Source organism: Cryptosporangium minutisporangium (assembly GCF_039536245.1).
In the GTDB taxonomy this organism is placed as follows: domain Bacteria; phylum Actinomycetota; class Actinomycetes; order Mycobacteriales; family Cryptosporangiaceae; genus Cryptosporangium; species Cryptosporangium minutisporangium.
This window is the reverse complement of record NZ_BAAAYN010000006.1, coordinates 231,445-246,916: the sequence shown is the minus strand read 5'-3', so window position 1 is coordinate 246,916 and position 15,472 is coordinate 231,445. Positions and strand designations below refer to the sequence as shown.

12 protein-coding genes are annotated in these 15,472 nt (G+C 70.7%); 3 read left to right on the top strand and 9 right to left on the bottom strand.

The annotated features are described in order from the left end of the window. Positions 1-8: 8 nt before the first annotated feature. The 4 genes from ABEB28_RS05925 to ABEB28_RS05910 all read right to left on the bottom strand — a co-directional run bounded on the left by ABEB28_RS05925 (position 9) and on the right by ABEB28_RS05910 (position 6,151). Entirely contained in the window at positions 9-1,709 is a 1,701-nt protein-coding gene (locus ABEB28_RS05925; RefSeq protein ID WP_345726949.1) for a PQQ-dependent dehydrogenase, methanol/ethanol family, read from the bottom strand. A 28-nt stretch (positions 1,710-1,737) separates the two neighbouring features. Beyond that, positions 1,738-2,199: an MSMEG_3727 family PQQ-associated protein gene (locus ABEB28_RS05920; protein ID WP_345726948.1), complete on the bottom strand. Its 462-nt coding sequence runs from the start codon at positions 2,197-2,199 to the stop codon at positions 1,738-1,740. A gap of 335 nt (positions 2,200-2,534) precedes the next feature. Then, the gene (gene katG, locus ABEB28_RS05915; RefSeq protein ID WP_345726947.1) at positions 2,535-4,721 is read right to left on the bottom strand and encodes a catalase/peroxidase HPI; all 2,187 of its coding nucleotides are present in this window, start codon (positions 4,719-4,721) and stop codon (positions 2,535-2,537) included. A 32-nt stretch (positions 4,722-4,753) separates the two neighbouring features. Continuing rightward, positions 4,754-6,151: a DNA-binding protein gene (locus ABEB28_RS05910; protein WP_345726946.1), complete on the bottom strand. Its 1,398-nt coding sequence runs from the start codon at positions 6,149-6,151 to the stop codon at positions 4,754-4,756. Between the two features lie 216 nt (positions 6,152-6,367). On the opposite strand from ABEB28_RS05910, the gene ABEB28_RS05905 reads away from it, so the two are divergent. The 3 genes from ABEB28_RS05905 (at position 6,368) to ABEB28_RS05895 (ending at position 9,545) form a co-directional block, all read left to right on the top strand. Further along, positions 6,368-6,934 (top strand): TetR/AcrR family transcriptional regulator, encoded by a 567-nt coding sequence (locus ABEB28_RS05905; protein WP_345726945.1) that lies wholly within the window; start codon positions 6,368-6,370, stop codon positions 6,932-6,934. A 297-nt stretch (positions 6,935-7,231) separates the two neighbouring features. Continuing rightward, positions 7,232-8,764 carry an alpha/beta hydrolase domain-containing protein gene (locus ABEB28_RS05900; RefSeq protein WP_345726944.1) on the top strand — a complete coding sequence of 511 codons (1,533 nt, stop codon included), beginning with the start codon at positions 7,232-7,234 and terminating at the stop codon, positions 8,762-8,764. A gap of 109 nt (positions 8,765-8,873) precedes the next feature. Beyond that, positions 8,874-9,545 carry a hypothetical protein gene (locus ABEB28_RS05895; RefSeq protein ID WP_345726943.1) on the top strand — a complete coding sequence of 224 codons (672 nt, stop codon included), beginning with the start codon at positions 8,874-8,876 and terminating at the stop codon, positions 9,543-9,545. Positions 9,546-9,573: 28 nt separating this feature from the next. On the opposite strand, the gene ABEB28_RS05890 is transcribed toward ABEB28_RS05895, so the two are convergent. From ABEB28_RS05890 to ABEB28_RS05870, 5 genes are all read right to left on the bottom strand, one after another. Then, complete coding sequence (locus ABEB28_RS05890; protein WP_345726942.1) at positions 9,574-11,259, bottom strand: FAD-dependent oxidoreductase; 1,686 nt, start codon at positions 11,257-11,259, stop codon at positions 9,574-9,576. 12 nt (positions 11,260-11,271) lie between these two features. After that, on the bottom strand, positions 11,272-11,940 hold the full coding sequence (locus tag ABEB28_RS05885) for a TetR/AcrR family transcriptional regulator (RefSeq protein ID WP_345726941.1): 669 nt from the start codon (positions 11,938-11,940) through the stop codon (positions 11,272-11,274). A 70-nt stretch (positions 11,941-12,010) separates the two neighbouring features. After that, on the bottom strand, positions 12,011-12,742 hold the full coding sequence (locus ABEB28_RS05880; protein ID WP_345726940.1) for an ABC transporter ATP-binding protein: 732 nt from the start codon (positions 12,740-12,742) through the stop codon (positions 12,011-12,013). After that, positions 12,739-14,547, bottom strand: coding sequence for a branched-chain amino acid ABC transporter ATP-binding protein/permease (locus ABEB28_RS05875; RefSeq protein WP_345726939.1), 1,809 nt, complete (start codon positions 14,545-14,547; stop codon positions 12,739-12,741). The genes ABEB28_RS05880 and ABEB28_RS05875 overlap by 4 nt, the downstream gene beginning before the upstream one ends. Further along, positions 14,544-15,413: a branched-chain amino acid ABC transporter permease gene (locus ABEB28_RS05870; protein WP_345726938.1), complete on the bottom strand. Its 870-nt coding sequence runs from the start codon at positions 15,411-15,413 to the stop codon at positions 14,544-14,546. Before ABEB28_RS05870 ends, ABEB28_RS05875 begins: the two co-directional genes overlap by 4 nt. Positions 15,414-15,472 lie beyond the last annotated feature (59 nt).

The window sequence follows — 15,472 nt, the reverse complement described above, 5'->3', positions numbered from 1 at the left end:
CACCTCCTTTACGACTCCGGGAGAGCGAAGACGATCAACGCGCTTCCGTGGCCGGCGCCGAGCATGCCCGGGAGGAATCCCTCGGCCCACCCGCCCCAGCCGACCGGCACGGCGATGTACTGCCGGCCGTCGACCATGTACGTCGACGGGCTGCTGTGATGGCCGCTGCCGCACTGGAACTGCCACAGCAGCTCCCCGGTGCGCGCGTCGAACGCGTTGAACTCCCCCGAGGGCTCGCCGGCGAATACCAGGTCACCAGCGGTGGCCAGCACCGACGCGCACATCGGGAGCTCGTTGCGCCAACGCCACTTCTCCTCGCCGTTGGCGTCGAACGCGCTGAGGTAGCCAACCGCTTCGTCGATGTCGACCTGCACGCCCGCACCCCAGTACGGGATGCTCTCCTTGAACTCCCGGCGCCGACGGGTGGCCGTGGCCCCGACGTCCTGGACCGGGACGTAGAAGAGTTCGGTCTTCGGGCTGTAGGCCGCGTGGGTCCACTCCTTGGCACCGGCCGGGCCCGGGTAGAAGTGCACCGGGACGCCCTCTTCGTCGGGGTAGACCTTCGCCACCACCTGGCCGTCGCGGGTGATCGCACCCCAGGTGATCCGGTCCACGAACGGGGTGATCGAGACCCGCTCGCCGTTGGTGCGGTCGAGGACGAAGAAGTACCCGTTCTTGTCGAAGTGCCCGAGCAGCTTGCGCCCGTCCTTTTCGAACAGGATGCACTCGCCGATGCTGTCGTAGTCCCACACGTCGTGCGGGGTGCACTGGTAGTGCCAGCGGATCTGGCCGGCGTCGACGTCCACCGCGATGATGCTGTCGGTGTAGAGGTTGTCGCCCTCGCGAACGCCGCCGTCGAAGTCCGGCGCGGGGTTGCCGGTGCCCACGTAGAGCAGGTTCGTCTCCGCGTCGAACGTGCCGGTGAGCCAGCAGTTCGCGCCGCCGCGCGCCCAGGCCTCTCCCTCGGCGGGCCAGGTCTCCGAGCCCGGCTCGCCGGGCTTCGGCACCGTGTAACAACGCCACTGGTGCTCACCGGTGTCGACGTCGAACGCGTCCAGGTGGCCCCGGACCCCGAACTCGCCGCCGGAGCTCCCGACGATCACCATGTTCTTGACGACGAGCGGCGCGACCGTGGCGCTCTCCCCGGCCCGCACGTCGCCGTAGGTCCGGTCCCAGACCCTCTTGCCGGTCGTCGCGTCGAGCGCGAGGACGTGGGCGTTCGCGGTGACGAAGAAGACCTTGCCCTTCGCCACGGCGACGCCCCGGTTCACGTTCCCGCAGCACAGCGACACGTCGAACGGGATCGCGTGCTTGTACCGCCAGATCTCGGTCCCGGTCTTCGCGTCCAGCGCCCAGACCCAGCCGTCCCAGCCGGAGAGGAACATGATCCCGTCGACGACGATCGGCGTCGCCTCGAACGAGTAGGTCGACGCGCCCGCGATGATGCCGCTGGAACCGGCCTGGAAGACCCACGCGGGCCCGATGCGCTTGACGTTTTCGGTATTGATCTGGTCGAGCAGGCTGTACCGCTGCCCGTTGTACGCGCCGTAGTAAGTGAGCCAATTCTCGGGCTCCGACCGCGCCTGGAGAATGCGCTCGTAGGTGACGTTCTCCACCACCGGCGGCGCAGTTTCTCCGCCCGCGACCTTGCCGCTCAGCCGCGCTTGATCGACGGCCTCGCCCGCATCTACGTACTCGACGTTGGTCATTGCCGGCTCCCCTTTCTCAGGACGGTGGTCACGGCCGAGGTTGGTCGGGGCGGTCGAGGCGGGCCTCCGGCGGAACATCGCCCAGCACGACGATCGCGCCGGTCAGTCCGCGGCCCTCGTCGTTGCCCGTGGGCGAGCTGTACCAGTAGTAGCCAGGGCCGTCGAGGTTGAGGGTCGCGCGTCCGCGTGAGTGGTTCACCAGCCAGATGAACTTCCGGTCGCCGTTGCTCGGCAGGAGCGCGCAGTGGGTGTTCAGATCGTCGTTGATCAGCTCGAGTTCCAGGTCACCCCCGTGCGGCATGACCAGGATCGACGGGTCCCAGCAGATCTCGTCGGGCCGGATCCGGATCGTCGCCTCCATCCGGCCGTCGGCCCGCTCCGTCGCCTCCCCGATGTTCCCGGTGTTGAGCACCCGGCCGAGCGCCGCCTTGTTCTGCGCACCCAAGCCGAGTTTGTCCAGCAGCAAGTCCCGATCCTGCGAGGTCGCCATCGACCCTCATCTCCTCGCGCTGATTCGTCACCCGGTTTTCCGTCTGAATTCGCGATCACGACGGCCGATGGCACGCGAAAACAACCGCGACCAATTCGCGGAGCTTTTCGGGCCAGCAATGGGAAATCCCCGGCACAGCAGTGGAAAAAGCGATCCCCGACATCGGGTCGCGACATCGTCCATTGTGATCGTCGTGTGCTACCGCGATCGCCTATCGCGCTGGACTTTACGCTGACGAATTGGCACCGACAAGGACGAACGCCTATTCGGGGCCGGCACCGCCGTTCGTCCGCCCGCAGCTACCGTTCAGACCTCGGACGCCACCGCTGGGCGGCTCACCGGAGGTCGTACCGGCCGAGGTTCATCACCTTGTCCCACGCGGCGACGAAGTCACGCACGAACGTCTCCCGGGCGTCGTCGGCCGCGTAGACCTCCGCGATGGACCGCAGCTCCGCGTTCGCGCCGAAGACGAGGTCGACGCGGCTGGCCGTCCACGTGAGCTCACCGGTGGCGCGTTCGTGGCCCTCGAAGACCTCCGGGGTTGCTCCCGACGTCCACTCCGTGCCAGGGTCGAGCAGGTTGACGAAGAAGTCGTTGGTCAGCGCACCGGGAGCGACCGTCAGGACCCCCAGCTCGGACCGGCCCGTGTTCGCGCCCAGCACGCGCAGGCCGCCGACGAGGACGGTCATCTCCGGTGCGCTGAGCGTCAGCAGGTTCGCCCGATCGACGAGCAGGTGCTCCGAGGGCCGCCGGGCGCGCGCCCCGCGGTAGTTGCGGAAGCCGTCCGCCACCGGTTCCAGCGCGGCGAAGGACTCCGGATCGGTCCACTCCTGCGTCGCGTCCGTCCGCCCCGGACGGAACGGGACCACGACGTCGACACCGGCGGTCCGCGCGGCCTGCTCCACGGCGGCGCAGCCGCCCAGCACGATCGCATCGGCGAGCGACATGGTCCCGCGAAGTCTTTCGAGCGTTTCGAGCACGCGCGCCAGCGTCTCGGGCGCGTTGACCTCCCAGCTCCGCTGCGGCTCCAGGCGCAGGCGGCCACCGTTCGTCCCGCCGCGTTTGTCGCTGACGCGGAACGTCGAGGCCGACGCCCACGCGCAGGCGACCAGCTCGGCGACCGACAGTCCGGAGTCGAGGACCCGGCTCTTGAGCTCGGCGATCTCCGCGACCCCGGCGGGCTCCTGGGACGGGGCGGGGACGGGGTCCTGCCAGATCAGCGTCTCGGCGGGCACCAGCGGCCCGAGGTAGCGCTGGATCGGTCCCAGGTCGATGTGCGTGAGCTTGAACCAGGCCCGGGCGAACGCGTCCGCCAGCTGGTCCGGGTGCGTGTGGAAGCGCCGCGCGATCGGTTCGTAGCCGGGGTCGAAGCGGAGGGCCAGATCAGTCGTGAGGAACGTCGGGGGGTGGGTCTTCGCGGGGTCGTGCGCGTCCGGCACGGTGCCGGCTCCTGCGCCGTCTCGGGGTACCCACTGCCACAGGCCGGCCGGGCTCAGCGCGACGTCCCACTCGTAGCCGAACAGGTTCTCCAGGTAGCTGTTGTCCCAGGTGGTGGGCGTCGGTGTCCACGTACCGTCGAGACCGCTGGTGATCGTGTCCGAGCCGCGGCCGGTGCGGTAGCTGCTCCGCCAGCCCAGCCCCTGGTCCTCGAGCGCGGCGCCGGCCGGTTCGCGGCCGAGGTGACGCTCCGGGTCGGCGACGCCGTGGGTCTTGCCGAACGTGTGGCCGCCCGCGATGAGCGCGACGGTCTCCTCGTCGTTCATGCCCATGCGCCGGAACGTGGCGCGGATGTCCCGGGCCGAGGCGACCGGGTCCGGGACCGTGTTCGGGCCCTCCGGATTGACGTAGATGAGGCCCAGCTGGTCGGCGGCGAGCGGGCTCTCCAGATCCCGGACGCCGGTGTGGCGCTCGTCGCCGAGCCAGGTCGTCTCCGGGCCCCAGTAGACCTCGTCGGGCTCGAAGACGTCCGCCCGCCCGCCGGCGTACCCGAACGTGGTGAAGCCCATCGTCTCCAGGGCGCGGTTGCCCGCGAAGACCATGAGATCAGCCCAGGAGATCCGGCGGCCGTACTTCTTCTTCACCGGCCAGAGCAGCCGGCGCGCCTTGTCGAGGTTGCGGTTGTCCGGCCAGCTGTCGACCGGCGCGAAGCGCTGCAGCCCCGCGCTGGGACCGCCCCGGCCGTCGCCGATGCGGTAGGTCCCGGCGCAGTGCCACACCATCCGGACGACGAGAGGTCCGTAGTGGCCGAAGTCGGCGGGCCACCACTCCTGCGACGTGGTGAGGACCGCGTCGACGTCGTCGGCCAGCGCGTCGAGGGCGAGCGTCCGGAACGCGGCGCGGTAGTCGAAGTCGTCGCCGAGCGGGTCGGCTCTTTTCGGCAGCGCCCGGAGGTCCAGCTGCTCCGGCCACCAGTCACCGGTCCCGGCGCGCGTGGTCGGGCGGCGGGCCTCCCTCGGGGCGGGGAGGCCGAGACCGCCGCCCGCGGTGTCGGTGTTCGTCGTGCCGCTCGGGCTTTCGGACACGGAACCCTCCCGGAGAGTCGTCTGCTCAGCGCTCAGATGTCCAGCGCGCGGCGGACGGCCGGCGCGTTCCGACGGGAGACCGGCACCAGCCCGTCCGCCCCGTCGTCGGTGACCAGGAACAGCTCGCCTCCCCGCCGGCGCTCGACCTCACGGACGCGGCTGAGGTTGACCACGTACCGGCGGTGCACCCGGAGGAACCCGACGTCGGCCAGCTCGTCGCCGAGGCTGTCCAGGCTCGGCGACGCGGCCCGGAGCCGTCCCTGATCGGTGGAGAGCCACACGTCGTTCCCGTCCGACTCGGCGAACGACACCTCCGGCGGCCGTAGCAACACCGTCCGGTTCTCCCGCGTCGCGACCACCCGGCGCGGATTCGTACCCGGGTGGGCGGGCGCTTCGGCGCCGGGAGGCAGCGGCACCTCGTCCGAGGCGCCGAACGAGACCAGGGTCCCGATCAGGTGACCGGAGAGGAAGACGGGACGGATGGTGATCGGCGTCGGCTCCGCGGAGAGGTAGGTGAAGATCTGGGTGGAGCCGACCCACTCGGGGTTGCGGGCCGCCTGGCTGCTGGCGAAGCGGGTGGCGCTGATCAGCTCCGGCAGCCCGGGGTTCCAGCGCACGGTCGGGTCGAGCGCCGGGATGGCCGCCGGAACTCCCATCAGCACGCTCGCCGTCTCGTCCGCGATCACCACCTTGCCCGCGGTGTCCATCGCGGCGAGCCCTCCGGTGCAGCCGGCCCTGGCCTGGGTGTATGCCGCGACCAGCTCGGCGCCGCTGTTGCGCGCGCGCCGCCGCAGCAGGCACTGCGTCCTGGCCGCAGCGTTCGTCAGCCAGCTGCCCGCGAGCGACGGGAGCTGGCTGCGCCAGCAGGAGATGTTCAGGACGGCGATCGGCTCCCGGCTCACCACGTCACGCACCGCGATGCCCGCGCAGGTCCAGTCGTGGAACGGCTCGCACCAGTGCTCCGCGCCCCGGACCAGTACCGGGCCGTGCGCCTCGAGTGCCATGCCCATGCCGTTCGTGCCGGCCGCCGACTCCGACCAGCAGAACCAGGGCGCGAGGTTGGCCTCCTCGGCCCGGGCGCGCGTGGCCGCGTCGCCCCACTCGGCCAGGATCCGGCCGGTGGAGTCGGTGATCGTGACGACACCGCCGATCACCGCCACGTCGTGGGCGAGGGCCGCGGCCCGGAACCCCAGCTCGGCGAAGACGCCGTCGTGCTCCGGCGTGTGGTCGATCTCCGCGACGGCGATCGGCGCCTCGGTGAGGTGCGGGTCGACGCGGTACTGCTCCCGGCAGCGATGCCAGGAGATCGCTACTTCGGGACGGACACCCACGACCTGATCGTCGCCCTGTACGAACCGTTCCCAGGCCGCGTAGACGGAGCCCCGGCTCGCGGTCGTCGCCAAAGGGTCGCGCCGATGTCCGTTCTTCATGGTGGAGAACCGCCCTTGGTCCATCCAATATGGCTGCGTCCAGCCCCGACGCCCGACGGAGTTACCTAGGTCACAGGCCAGCAACCCCACTCTAAGTACCCGGGTCGGACTGCGCCACCTTTCCCGCACTCCGTCCGGATTGGACCCGTCTCGCCCGGCGATTGGTACGGTTCCTACCGATCGGTAACACCTGGCCGTCCGGCAAGGAGGCATCGCATGCCGTCGTCCCCTCCCCCCGTGCGCAGCGACGCGAAACGGAACCGGGCACGGATCCTGCACGTCGCCAACGCCGAGCTCACCCAGGGCGATGCGGTGCCCTCGCTCGCGGAGATCGCGCGCCGGGCCGGTGTCGGCCAGGCCACCGCCTACCGGCATTTCCCGGATCGCCGAGCGATAGCGCTCGCGGTGACCCGCGAGCAGCTGGCGGTGCTCGGCGACCTCGTCGAGCAGACCGAGCCGCACAACTTCCGCTGGCTGCTGGAGATGGTCCTGATCGGGCAGGCGTCGATGCGCCCGCTGGTCACGCTCACCGACCAGCTGACCGACGCGGAGCGGGAGTGGTGCACGGAGCAGGTGATCTCCGCGCTCACCGGGCCGATGCTGCGTTGCCAGGCCGTCGGCGGGCTCCGGGAGGGAGTCGGCCCCGGCGACCTGCGGATGGTCATGACGATGCTCGAAGGCGCAATCGCTCACGCCGCGATCGAGGACCGGTCGCGGACGGCTCTGCGCGCGATCACCGTTCTCCTCGACGGCCTGTTCTCCGGCCGTCCCGGGTCGGATTGATTCCTCCCACCGGAATGCCAATAGAGTTGCCGAATTGACGATTCCGACTCGAGGAATGGGGGACGCCGCGACCGGATTTCTCGTTTGCTGATCCCGAAATCTCCTGGTGAGCCGACTTGCTCGGTACAGACTTGACTAGTGCTACCCGGGCGATAGACCTTATCCCTCAGCAGGTTACCGGCAGGTAAGTACCGGCTCCGAATACGTACCGAAATGCTCACCGGAACCAATGCGGAACTCCCTGCCGGCTTGCTTCGCCATTCCGCTCACCCGGCCCGCACGAGAGGACGATCACGCATGCGATCCCCGCATTCCGATCTCGACCCCGGAACGGACCCCCCGGCGTCCGGCCGACGGACGACGGCCGCGCTGGCCGGTCTTCTCGTCGCGGTGCTGCTGGCGGTGGCCGCCTGTGGGAGCGGTGCCACGACCGCGCACGTGGGCGTCGCCACCGCCACCTCCGGCCCGGCCGCTGACCTCACTCAGCGGCTGACCGGCGGAAACGGCGTGTTCATCGGCACCGCCATCCCCGTCGACCTCCAGCAGGCCGGTTACGTCGAGGACGAGTACGCCGCGACCGGGACGGCGAGTTCGTACAAGGCCAGCGGCAGGCTGACCTCCGACGGCCGATGGACGTTCCGCACCGATGGCAGCGCGCCGTACCGGACCCGGGTGCTGGTTCGCCGGCCGGCGGACGCCTCTCGATTCAGCGGCACCGTCATCGTCGAGTGGTTGAACGTCAGCGGCGGCGTCGACGCCGACCCCGAGTGGGCCACGACCCACGAGGAGATCATCCGCCGTGGAGACATCTGGGTCGGCGTGTCGGCGCAGCAGATCGGTGTCATCGGCGGACAGGTTCTCGTCGGGGCTCCCGGCCCCGGCTCGGAGCTGGCCGGCAAGGGCCTGAAGGCGATCGACCCGGCCCGCTACGGCTCGCTCACCCATCCCGGCGACGGCTTCGCGTTCGACATGCTCACGCAGGTCGCCCGTGCCGTCCGCGCGGGCGCCGGAACCGGCGGCCTGCAGCCCGAGAAGATCATCGCCGCCGGTGAGTCCCAGTCGGCATTCGCGATGGTCACCTACTACAACGGCGTCCAGCCGCTGACCCGCGCTTTCGACGGCTTCTTCGTGCACAGCCGCGGCGCGGCCGGGCTCCCGCTGGTGGGCCCCGGCAAGGCGGCCGACTTGACGGGCGCGCTGATCGGCGGCACCACGACCATCTTCCGCACCGATCAGGCCGCTCCGGTGATGAACGTCCAGACCGAGACGGACCTGACCAGCATCCTGAACTCGGTGAAGGCGCGCCAGCCCGACAACGACCGGTTCCGGCTCTGGGAGGTCGCCGGAACCGCGCACGCGGACGCCCACCTGCTCGGCGGGAACGCGGCCACGATCGACTGCGGCGCACCGATCAACAACGGGCCGATGCACCTGGTCACTAAGGCCGCGTATCGCGCCCTGGCCACCTGGCTGGACACCGGCCGGCCGCCGGTGACCGCGCCCCGCATCGACGTGCGGACCGGCCTGATCTCGGCGGTCAAGCGGAACCCCGACGGCATCGCCCTCGGCGGCGTCCGCACGCCACCGGTCGACGTCCCGGTCACCGTGCTCTCCGGGGACCCCGGTCCGAAGCTGTCGGCGATCTGCCTCCTGCTGGGCACCACCAAGCCGCTGTCCCCGGCCCGGCTGGCCCAGCTCTACCCGTCCCGGGCGGACTATCAGCAGCGCTACCTCGCTGATGCCGAGGCGACGATCCGGAACGGCTTCGTCCTCGCCGAGGACCGGGCGGCGCTGATCGGCTACGCCGAGCCCGCGCGCCTGCCTTCCTGACGCACACCGCGGTGGCCGGACGCCACCGCCGGGACCAGCCCCGCCGCCCGGCGGGCTGGTCCTGTTGTAACCGGTTCTAGTTTTGCGGATTCGCTGCTAGGTTCGTCGCGTGCAGAAGCTGATCGTCGTCCTGCACCGCGCTGGCCTCGGTGCTCCCCTCTCGGCACTCCCGCTCCGCAAAACGCTCGCCGCCGCGGGAGCGTCCGCCGTGCAGGTCAACCTCGACGACGCGGACGTGGCGCCCGCGATGCGGTTCGGGCCGGGCGAGCCGATCACCGCCCTGGTCTCGATCTGGACCGACGGGGACGCCTCGCCCGCGATCACCGCCGTCGCGGAGGCGGCCGGTGAACCGGCGCCGCACGCCTACCGCGTGACCGAACGGGTCCGGCTCGACCCGGCGCCGGTGCCCGACGGCGCCCGCGCCGACGTCTTCGCCCAGGTCGCGCTGCTCCGTCGGCCCGCGACGATGACCGAGGCGGAGTACCTGGAGTACTGGACGGTGCACCACACCCCGATCGCGATCCGCACCCAGAACACGGTCTGCTACATCCAGAACATCGTGGACGAGGCCCTCACGGCGTCGTCGCCGCCGATCGCCGCGATCGTCGAGGAGCACTTCCCGATGGCCGCGCTGACCGACCCGCACGCGTTCTACGGCAGCCGCGGCGACGACGCGGAACTGCGCCGCCGGACGACGGAGCTGATGGCGAGCGTCGCCGCGTTCGGCGCGGACCAGGGACTGGACCTGGTGCCGACCAGCCGATACTTCTGGAACCTCTGAACCGCTGGTCCGACTCGGGGCTCGACCGTCAGTCGCGCCCGGATCGGTGGGCACGGGAAGCGTCGCGCGCGGCCAGGTAGGCGAAGGTCAGCGCCGCGCCGATCTGGCAGCCGGCGCCGGGATACTCCGACGCCGTGATCGACTGGGCGTCGTTGCCGCACGCGTAGAGGCCCGGCACCGGCTGATCGGCCGCGTCGAGCACCTGCGCCGCCGGGTTGATGCGCAGTCCGAGCGACGTGGCGAGCGGCGTCGGCACCACGGCGATCGCAGAGAACGGCGAATCCTCGATGGTCCCCAGGTTGGGGTTGGGGTGCGGGAGTTGGGGGACGCCGAGGCGCGCGGCGTCGTTGACCGCGCGGATCGTCTGCTCGAGCCCCGCCGGGTCGACGCCGATCGCGGCGGCCAGCTCCCCGATGGTGGCGCCGCGGCGTAGATAGCCGGTTCGCAGGTAGTGGCGCAACAGCGGCGCGGGCAGACGCGGGCGGATCAGCCCGAGCCCGTACCGCGACAGGGTGCGCGCGTCCAGCACGAGCCAGGCCGGGACGGTCGACGTCGCGTACATCGCACGAACGAAGCGGTGGTAGGACACCGACTCGTCGACGAACCGGTGGCCTGCGGCGTCGACGGCGATGATGCCCGGCTTCGCGCGATCCCAGATGTGTGGGAAGACCGCGAGCGAGCCGTTCCGCCGCCGGCCGACGGAGCTCGGGAACCAGAACGCGTTGTCGTCCCGCCGTGCGGACCGGGCACCAGGCGCGGCCCCGACAACCGGTGCGGAGAGGGCACCACCCGCCGAGCCCGCCAGGGTGAGGAAGTCGCCGGTGGCTCCCTCGGCCGCGCAGGTGAACTCCGCCGTCGGCTCCGGCAGGTGCCGGGCCCGCAGGGCAGGGTTCGCCGCGAAGCCACCGCCGGCGAGTACGACCCCGCGACGAGCGCCGACCCGGACGGTTCCGCCCTCCCGGGAGACCACCGCTCCGGCGACACGTCCGGAGTCGTCGACGATCAGCGACACGGCCCGCGCGCCGAACCACACGTCACCCGACCGGCGAACGAGCTGGTGGTAGAGGCCGGCCACCAGCGCGTTGCCCATCGTCAGCCGGGTACCCCGCGGATACCGGAGCCGGTCGAGCGCCCAGCGCGCGCCGCGACGCAGCGCGAGCCCGACAGCGCGCGGCGACCCGCCGAAGATCGCCAGTAGCTCGTCGACCTCGGCGCGGCGCAGCATCAGTGAGCCACCGAACAGCGCGAACTCGGGCACCGGAGGCCGCACTCGCCGGAACCGCTCTGCGCCGAGCCGACGTCCGTCGAAGGGTTCGGGCTCCAGCGCCCGGCCGACGCCGCACCCCTCGATCTCGGGGTGGTAGTCGACCGCGGAGACCGTGTGCCGGAAGCCGACCCCGAGCCGATCCAGTTGGTCGATCGCCGCCGGCCCGTGGGTGAGCAGCGACTCCCGCAGCTCGACGGGCGCCCGATCGCCGACGAGCGTGTCGAGGTAGCGGCGTGCGGCCTCGCGATCGGCAGCGGAGTCGGCCTGGTGCCGGTGGCCGGGGATCCAGGCGGTGCCGGCCGAGTAGGCGGTCGTTCCACCCAGCCACTCGGTCTTCTCCAGCACCAGTGTGGACAGTCCTGCGGCCGCACCGAACACCGCGGCGGACAGCCCACCTGCGCCGGAGCCGACGACGAGCAGATCGACGTCCACGTCGGTGTTGGCCACGAGACGGCCCCGTCACGCGCTCGCGTGCTTGCCACCGCTGGTCACGTGATCGACCACCAGATCGCCGAGCAGTCGCCGCAGGTGGTCGCGCCGGGCCGGATCCAGCAGGTCCCGCTGGAAGATCGCCCGGAACGTGTAGCGGTTCGCCCCGCGGAAGATGCAGTAGGAGCTGATGATCATGTGCACGTCGAGCGCGTCCAGGTCGCTGCGGAAGACGCCGGCGGCGCGGCCGCGCTCCATGATCCGGGTGAGCACGTCGAGCGCCGGAGCGGCCAGCCCTTCCCGCGCTCCGGAGCTCAGCAGGTGCTCGGCGTGGTGGATGTTCTCGATACTCACCAGCCGGACGAAGTCCTGGTGGGTCTCGTGGTGGTCGAAGGTCAGCTCGGCCAGCTGACGCAGGGCGTCGACCGGCTCGAGATCCTCCACGTCGAGCCGCTGTTCGAGCGAGCGGATGCGGCGGTACGCGTGCTCGAGAGCGGCGACGTAGAGGCCCTGTTTGCTGCGGAAGTAGTAGTAGATCATCCGCTTGGTCGTACTGGTCTTGCCGGCGATCGCGTCGACCCGTGCGCTCGCGTACCCGTGCTCGGCGAACTCGTGCGTCGCGACGTCGAGGATCTCCGCCCGGGTGCGCTCGGCGTCGCGGGTCCGCTCGGTCGGTATCACCTGCGAGTCGCTCGGCATGCCGCCCCTCTTCCACAAGTTACGTACCGGTTAGTACGCTACCGCCCGGGCGACCGGCGCGGCCGCATGGTCACAACCCCAGGTAGATGCGGCGCACGTTCGGGTCGTGCCGGAGCTCCTCGGAGCTGCCGACCATCGCCACCTCGCCGTTCTCGACGACCAGGCAGCTGCTCGTCGCCTCGAACGTCAGCTTGGCGTTCTGCTCGACCAGCAGCAGGCTCAGCCCCTCGGAGGAGAGCCGCTGCAGTACCGCGAGGATGTCCGCCACCAACTTCGGCGACAGCCCCATCGACGGCTCGTCGAGCAGCAGCAGCCGCGGACGGCACATCAGCGCGCGGCCGATCGAGAGCATCTGCTGCTGACCGCCGGACAGGGCCCCGGCGAGCCGCCCGTGCATCTCGCCGAGCACCGGGAACAGTTCGTATACCTCCGCCAAGGCCTGTTTGGTGTCCGCCTTCCACGGTCGCGAGTAGGCGCCGAGCAGCAGGTTCTTCTCCACGGTCAAGCCGGAGAACACGTGCCGGCCCTCCGGGACGTAGCCGACGCCGTGCCGCACCATGTCCCGGGCCGGCACCTTCGTCAGGTCGACGTCTCCCCACCGCATCGTGCTCGCGCTACGCGGGACGAGCCCCATGATCGCCCGCAGCGTCGAGGTCTTCCCGGCACCGTTTGCACCGATGATCCCCACCGCCGAGCCGGGCGGGACGGTGAGCGCGACCGACCGGACCGCGCTCACGCCGCCGTAGTTGACGGTCAATCCCTCGACCACCAGGGCGTCGGTGGACGTGACGGTCTGCGTCATGGCCGGACCTCCTTCTCGGCGGGCAGGACGTCGTCCATCGAGTCGCCGAGGTAGGCCTCGATGACCTGGGGAGCGGTGGCGACCTCGTCGGGCGTGCCGTCGGCGATGATGCGGCCGCTGGCGAGCACGGTCACGTGCTCGCAGAGCGACATGACCAGGCCCATGTTGTGTTCGATCAGCACGACGGTGACCCCGCTGTCCCGGATCGATCGGACGATCTCACCGAGCTGGCGGACTTCGTCGCCGTTGAGGCCGGCGGCCGGCTCGTCGAGCAGCAGCAGACGCGGCTCGCGGGCCATCGCGCGGGCGATCTCGACGCGGCGCTGGATCCCGTAGGGCAGGGCGCCGGGCAAGGCGTCCCCGAAGTCCGTCAGGCCGTACCGCTCGAGGATCGTGTCGGCCTGGCGGCGCAGCGCTCGGTCGTGGCGCCAGACCCCGGGTTGCCAGATCGCGTACCGCCAGATGCTGCGGGTCCGGGTCTGGTCGAGCGCCACCAGCACGTTCTCCCGCACGGTCATGGCCGGGAAGAGCCGGAGGTTCTGGAACGTCCGCGCGACTCCGGCCTGGGCCAGCCGGTAGGACCGGGCGTTGGTCATCGGTCGGCCATCGATCCGGACCTCGCCGCCGGTCGGCTTGTAGAACCCGCTGATGACGTTGAACAGCGTCGTCTTGCCCGAACCGTTCGGGCCGACGATGCCCCGGATCTGCGCGGCCGCCACCGACAGCGAGATGTCGTCGAGCGCCTTGAGCCCGCGGAAGTGCTTGCTGACCGAGAGGATCTCCAGCGCCGGCGCACCGGAGGCGGTTCGCTCCCCGGCGTCCGCATAGGGCTGGAAGGGGCGCAGCACCGCGCGGTCGGCCGCGGCAGGACGGCGGCGGCGATAGGCACCGCGGATCCGCTCCGGCAGACCGGCCAGGCCGGTCGGGGCGAACAGCACGGTCAGGACGACGACGCTGCCGTAGGCGATCTGGGCGTAGGTCGGGTAGTCGACGAGCCACTCCCGGACCAGGGACAGGCCGACGGCGCCGACGACGCAGCCCACCAGCGATTGCCTGCCGCCGATGATCACCATCGCCAGCAGCAGGAACATGTTGGCGATGCTGAACGTCTCCGGTGCGACGTACCGGATCAGCCCGGCGTAGAGCACGCCGGCCAGCCCGCCGTAGACGCTGGAGAGCGCGAACGCGGTCATCCGCAGCATCGGGACCTCGGCACCCATCGCGCCGGCTGCGAGCGGGTCGTCGCGCATCGCGCGGAGCCGTCGGCCCAGCGGCGTACGGACGATGAACTCGCCGAACGTGAGCAGGACCGCGAACGCGGTGATCTCCAGGTAGTAGTAGAGGTACTCGCTGGACAGGTCGATGCCGGGCAGCTCCGGGACCGGGATCCCGGAGATGCCCTCCGCTCCCCCGGTCAGCTCGGTGTTGGTCAGCCAGTTCGTGAACGCCAGCGCGAGGCCGAGGGTGACGATGCCCAGGTAGTGCGACTGGACCCGCAGCGCGGGCGTCCCGACCAGCAGGCCGACCGCGACCGTGGCGAGGATCGCCAGCACGGACGCCGTCCAGAAGCCCCAGCCCTCCTTCACCGTGAGGATCGCGGTGACGTAGCTGCCGAGGCCGAAGAACGCGATCTGTGCGAGGTTGATCTGGCCGCCGATGCCCATCGCCAGCCCCATGCCGATGGCGAGGATGGCGAAGATGATCGTGACGTCGATGACGTGGATCGTGTAGCGGCCGACGGTGTAGGGCAGGACCACCGCCGCGGCGACGAGCAGAGTGAGGGCAGCCACCCGGGAGTACTTCATGCGCGGTTCACCGTCTTCTCCCCGAAGATGCCCGTCGGCCGGACCATGATCAGCACCGCGAAGACGACGAACGTCACGAGCTCCGAGTAGCCCTGGAAGTGGCCGGCTGCGAACGAGTCCAGGACGCCGATCGCGAGACCGCCGACGATCGCGCCCGGGATACTGCCGAAGCCACCGAGGATCGCGCCGGCGAACCCCTTGATACCCAGCGCGCCCCCCATCGACGGGCTGACGTAGAGCAGCGGCCCGACCAGGCCACCGGCGAGCGCGGCGAGCCCGGCGCCGATCACGAACGCGATCGCGTTGCTGCGTCCGACGTGGATGCCGACCGCGGTGGCGGCCTCGTGGTCCATCGCCACCGCCTGCATCGCCGCGCCGCGCTTGGTGCGTTGGAGGAACAGGACGAGCAGCACCATCGCCGCCGCGGCGACCGCGAGCACGACCAGGTCGTAGGTGCGGATGCGGATCCCGAACACGTCGAGCGGCGCCGACCGCACCGGTGAGGGGACGGCACGGCCGGTGGCGCCCCAGATCAGGATCGCCAGCGCGTCCAGCACGATGCCGAAGCCGATCGTGCCGATCAGCATCAGGTCGAAGTCCTTGTTCTCCAGTGGCCGGAGAACCCGTTCGATGATGACGCCGATGAGGCCGGTGACGGCGATCGCCACGACCATCGCGAGCGCGAACGGCAGGCGGACCGAGAGGTAGAAGGTGGAGGCCAGGTAGGCGCCGATCATGACGACGTTGCCGTGGGCGAAGTTGACCAGGCCCATCGTGCGGTAGACCAGGGAGAAACCCATGGCGACCAGCGCGTAGATCGCTCCGAGGCTGATGCCGCCGACGAGCGTCTGAACGAAGACTTGCATGACTCTCCCTGAGCAGGGGCCTAGGCGCGGGCGTCGGTGCGGGGCCGCCACCGAGCGGC

Excerpts from the sequence above, each read along its gene's own strand:
- ABEB28_RS05925 (WP_345726949.1), bottom strand. The coding sequence starts at position 1,709 with ATGACCAACGTCGAGTACGTAGATGCGGGCGAGGCCGTCGATCAAGCG.
- ABEB28_RS05920 (WP_345726948.1), bottom strand. The coding sequence starts at position 2,199 with ATGGCGACCTCGCAGGATCGGGACTTGCTGCTGGACAAACTCGGCTTG.
- ABEB28_RS05910 (WP_345726946.1), bottom strand. The coding sequence starts at position 6,151 with ATGAAGAACGGACATCGGCGCGACCCTTTGGCGACGACCGCGAGCCGG.
- ABEB28_RS05905 (WP_345726945.1), top strand. The coding sequence starts at position 6,368 with ATGCCGTCGTCCCCTCCCCCCGTGCGCAGCGACGCGAAACGGAACCGG.
- ABEB28_RS05900 (WP_345726944.1), top strand. The coding sequence starts at position 7,232 with ATGCGATCCCCGCATTCCGATCTCGACCCCGGAACGGACCCCCCGGCG.
- ABEB28_RS05885 (WP_345726941.1), bottom strand. The coding sequence starts at position 11,940 with ATGCCGAGCGACTCGCAGGTGATACCGACCGAGCGGACCCGCGACGCC.
- ABEB28_RS05880 (WP_345726940.1), bottom strand. The coding sequence starts at position 12,742 with ATGACGCAGACCGTCACGTCCACCGACGCCCTGGTGGTCGAGGGATTG.
- ABEB28_RS05875 (WP_345726939.1), bottom strand. The coding sequence starts at position 14,547 with ATGAAGTACTCCCGGGTGGCTGCCCTCACTCTGCTCGTCGCCGCGGCG.
- ABEB28_RS05870 (WP_345726938.1), bottom strand. The coding sequence starts at position 15,413 with ATGCAAGTCTTCGTTCAGACGCTCGTCGGCGGCATCAGCCTCGGAGCG.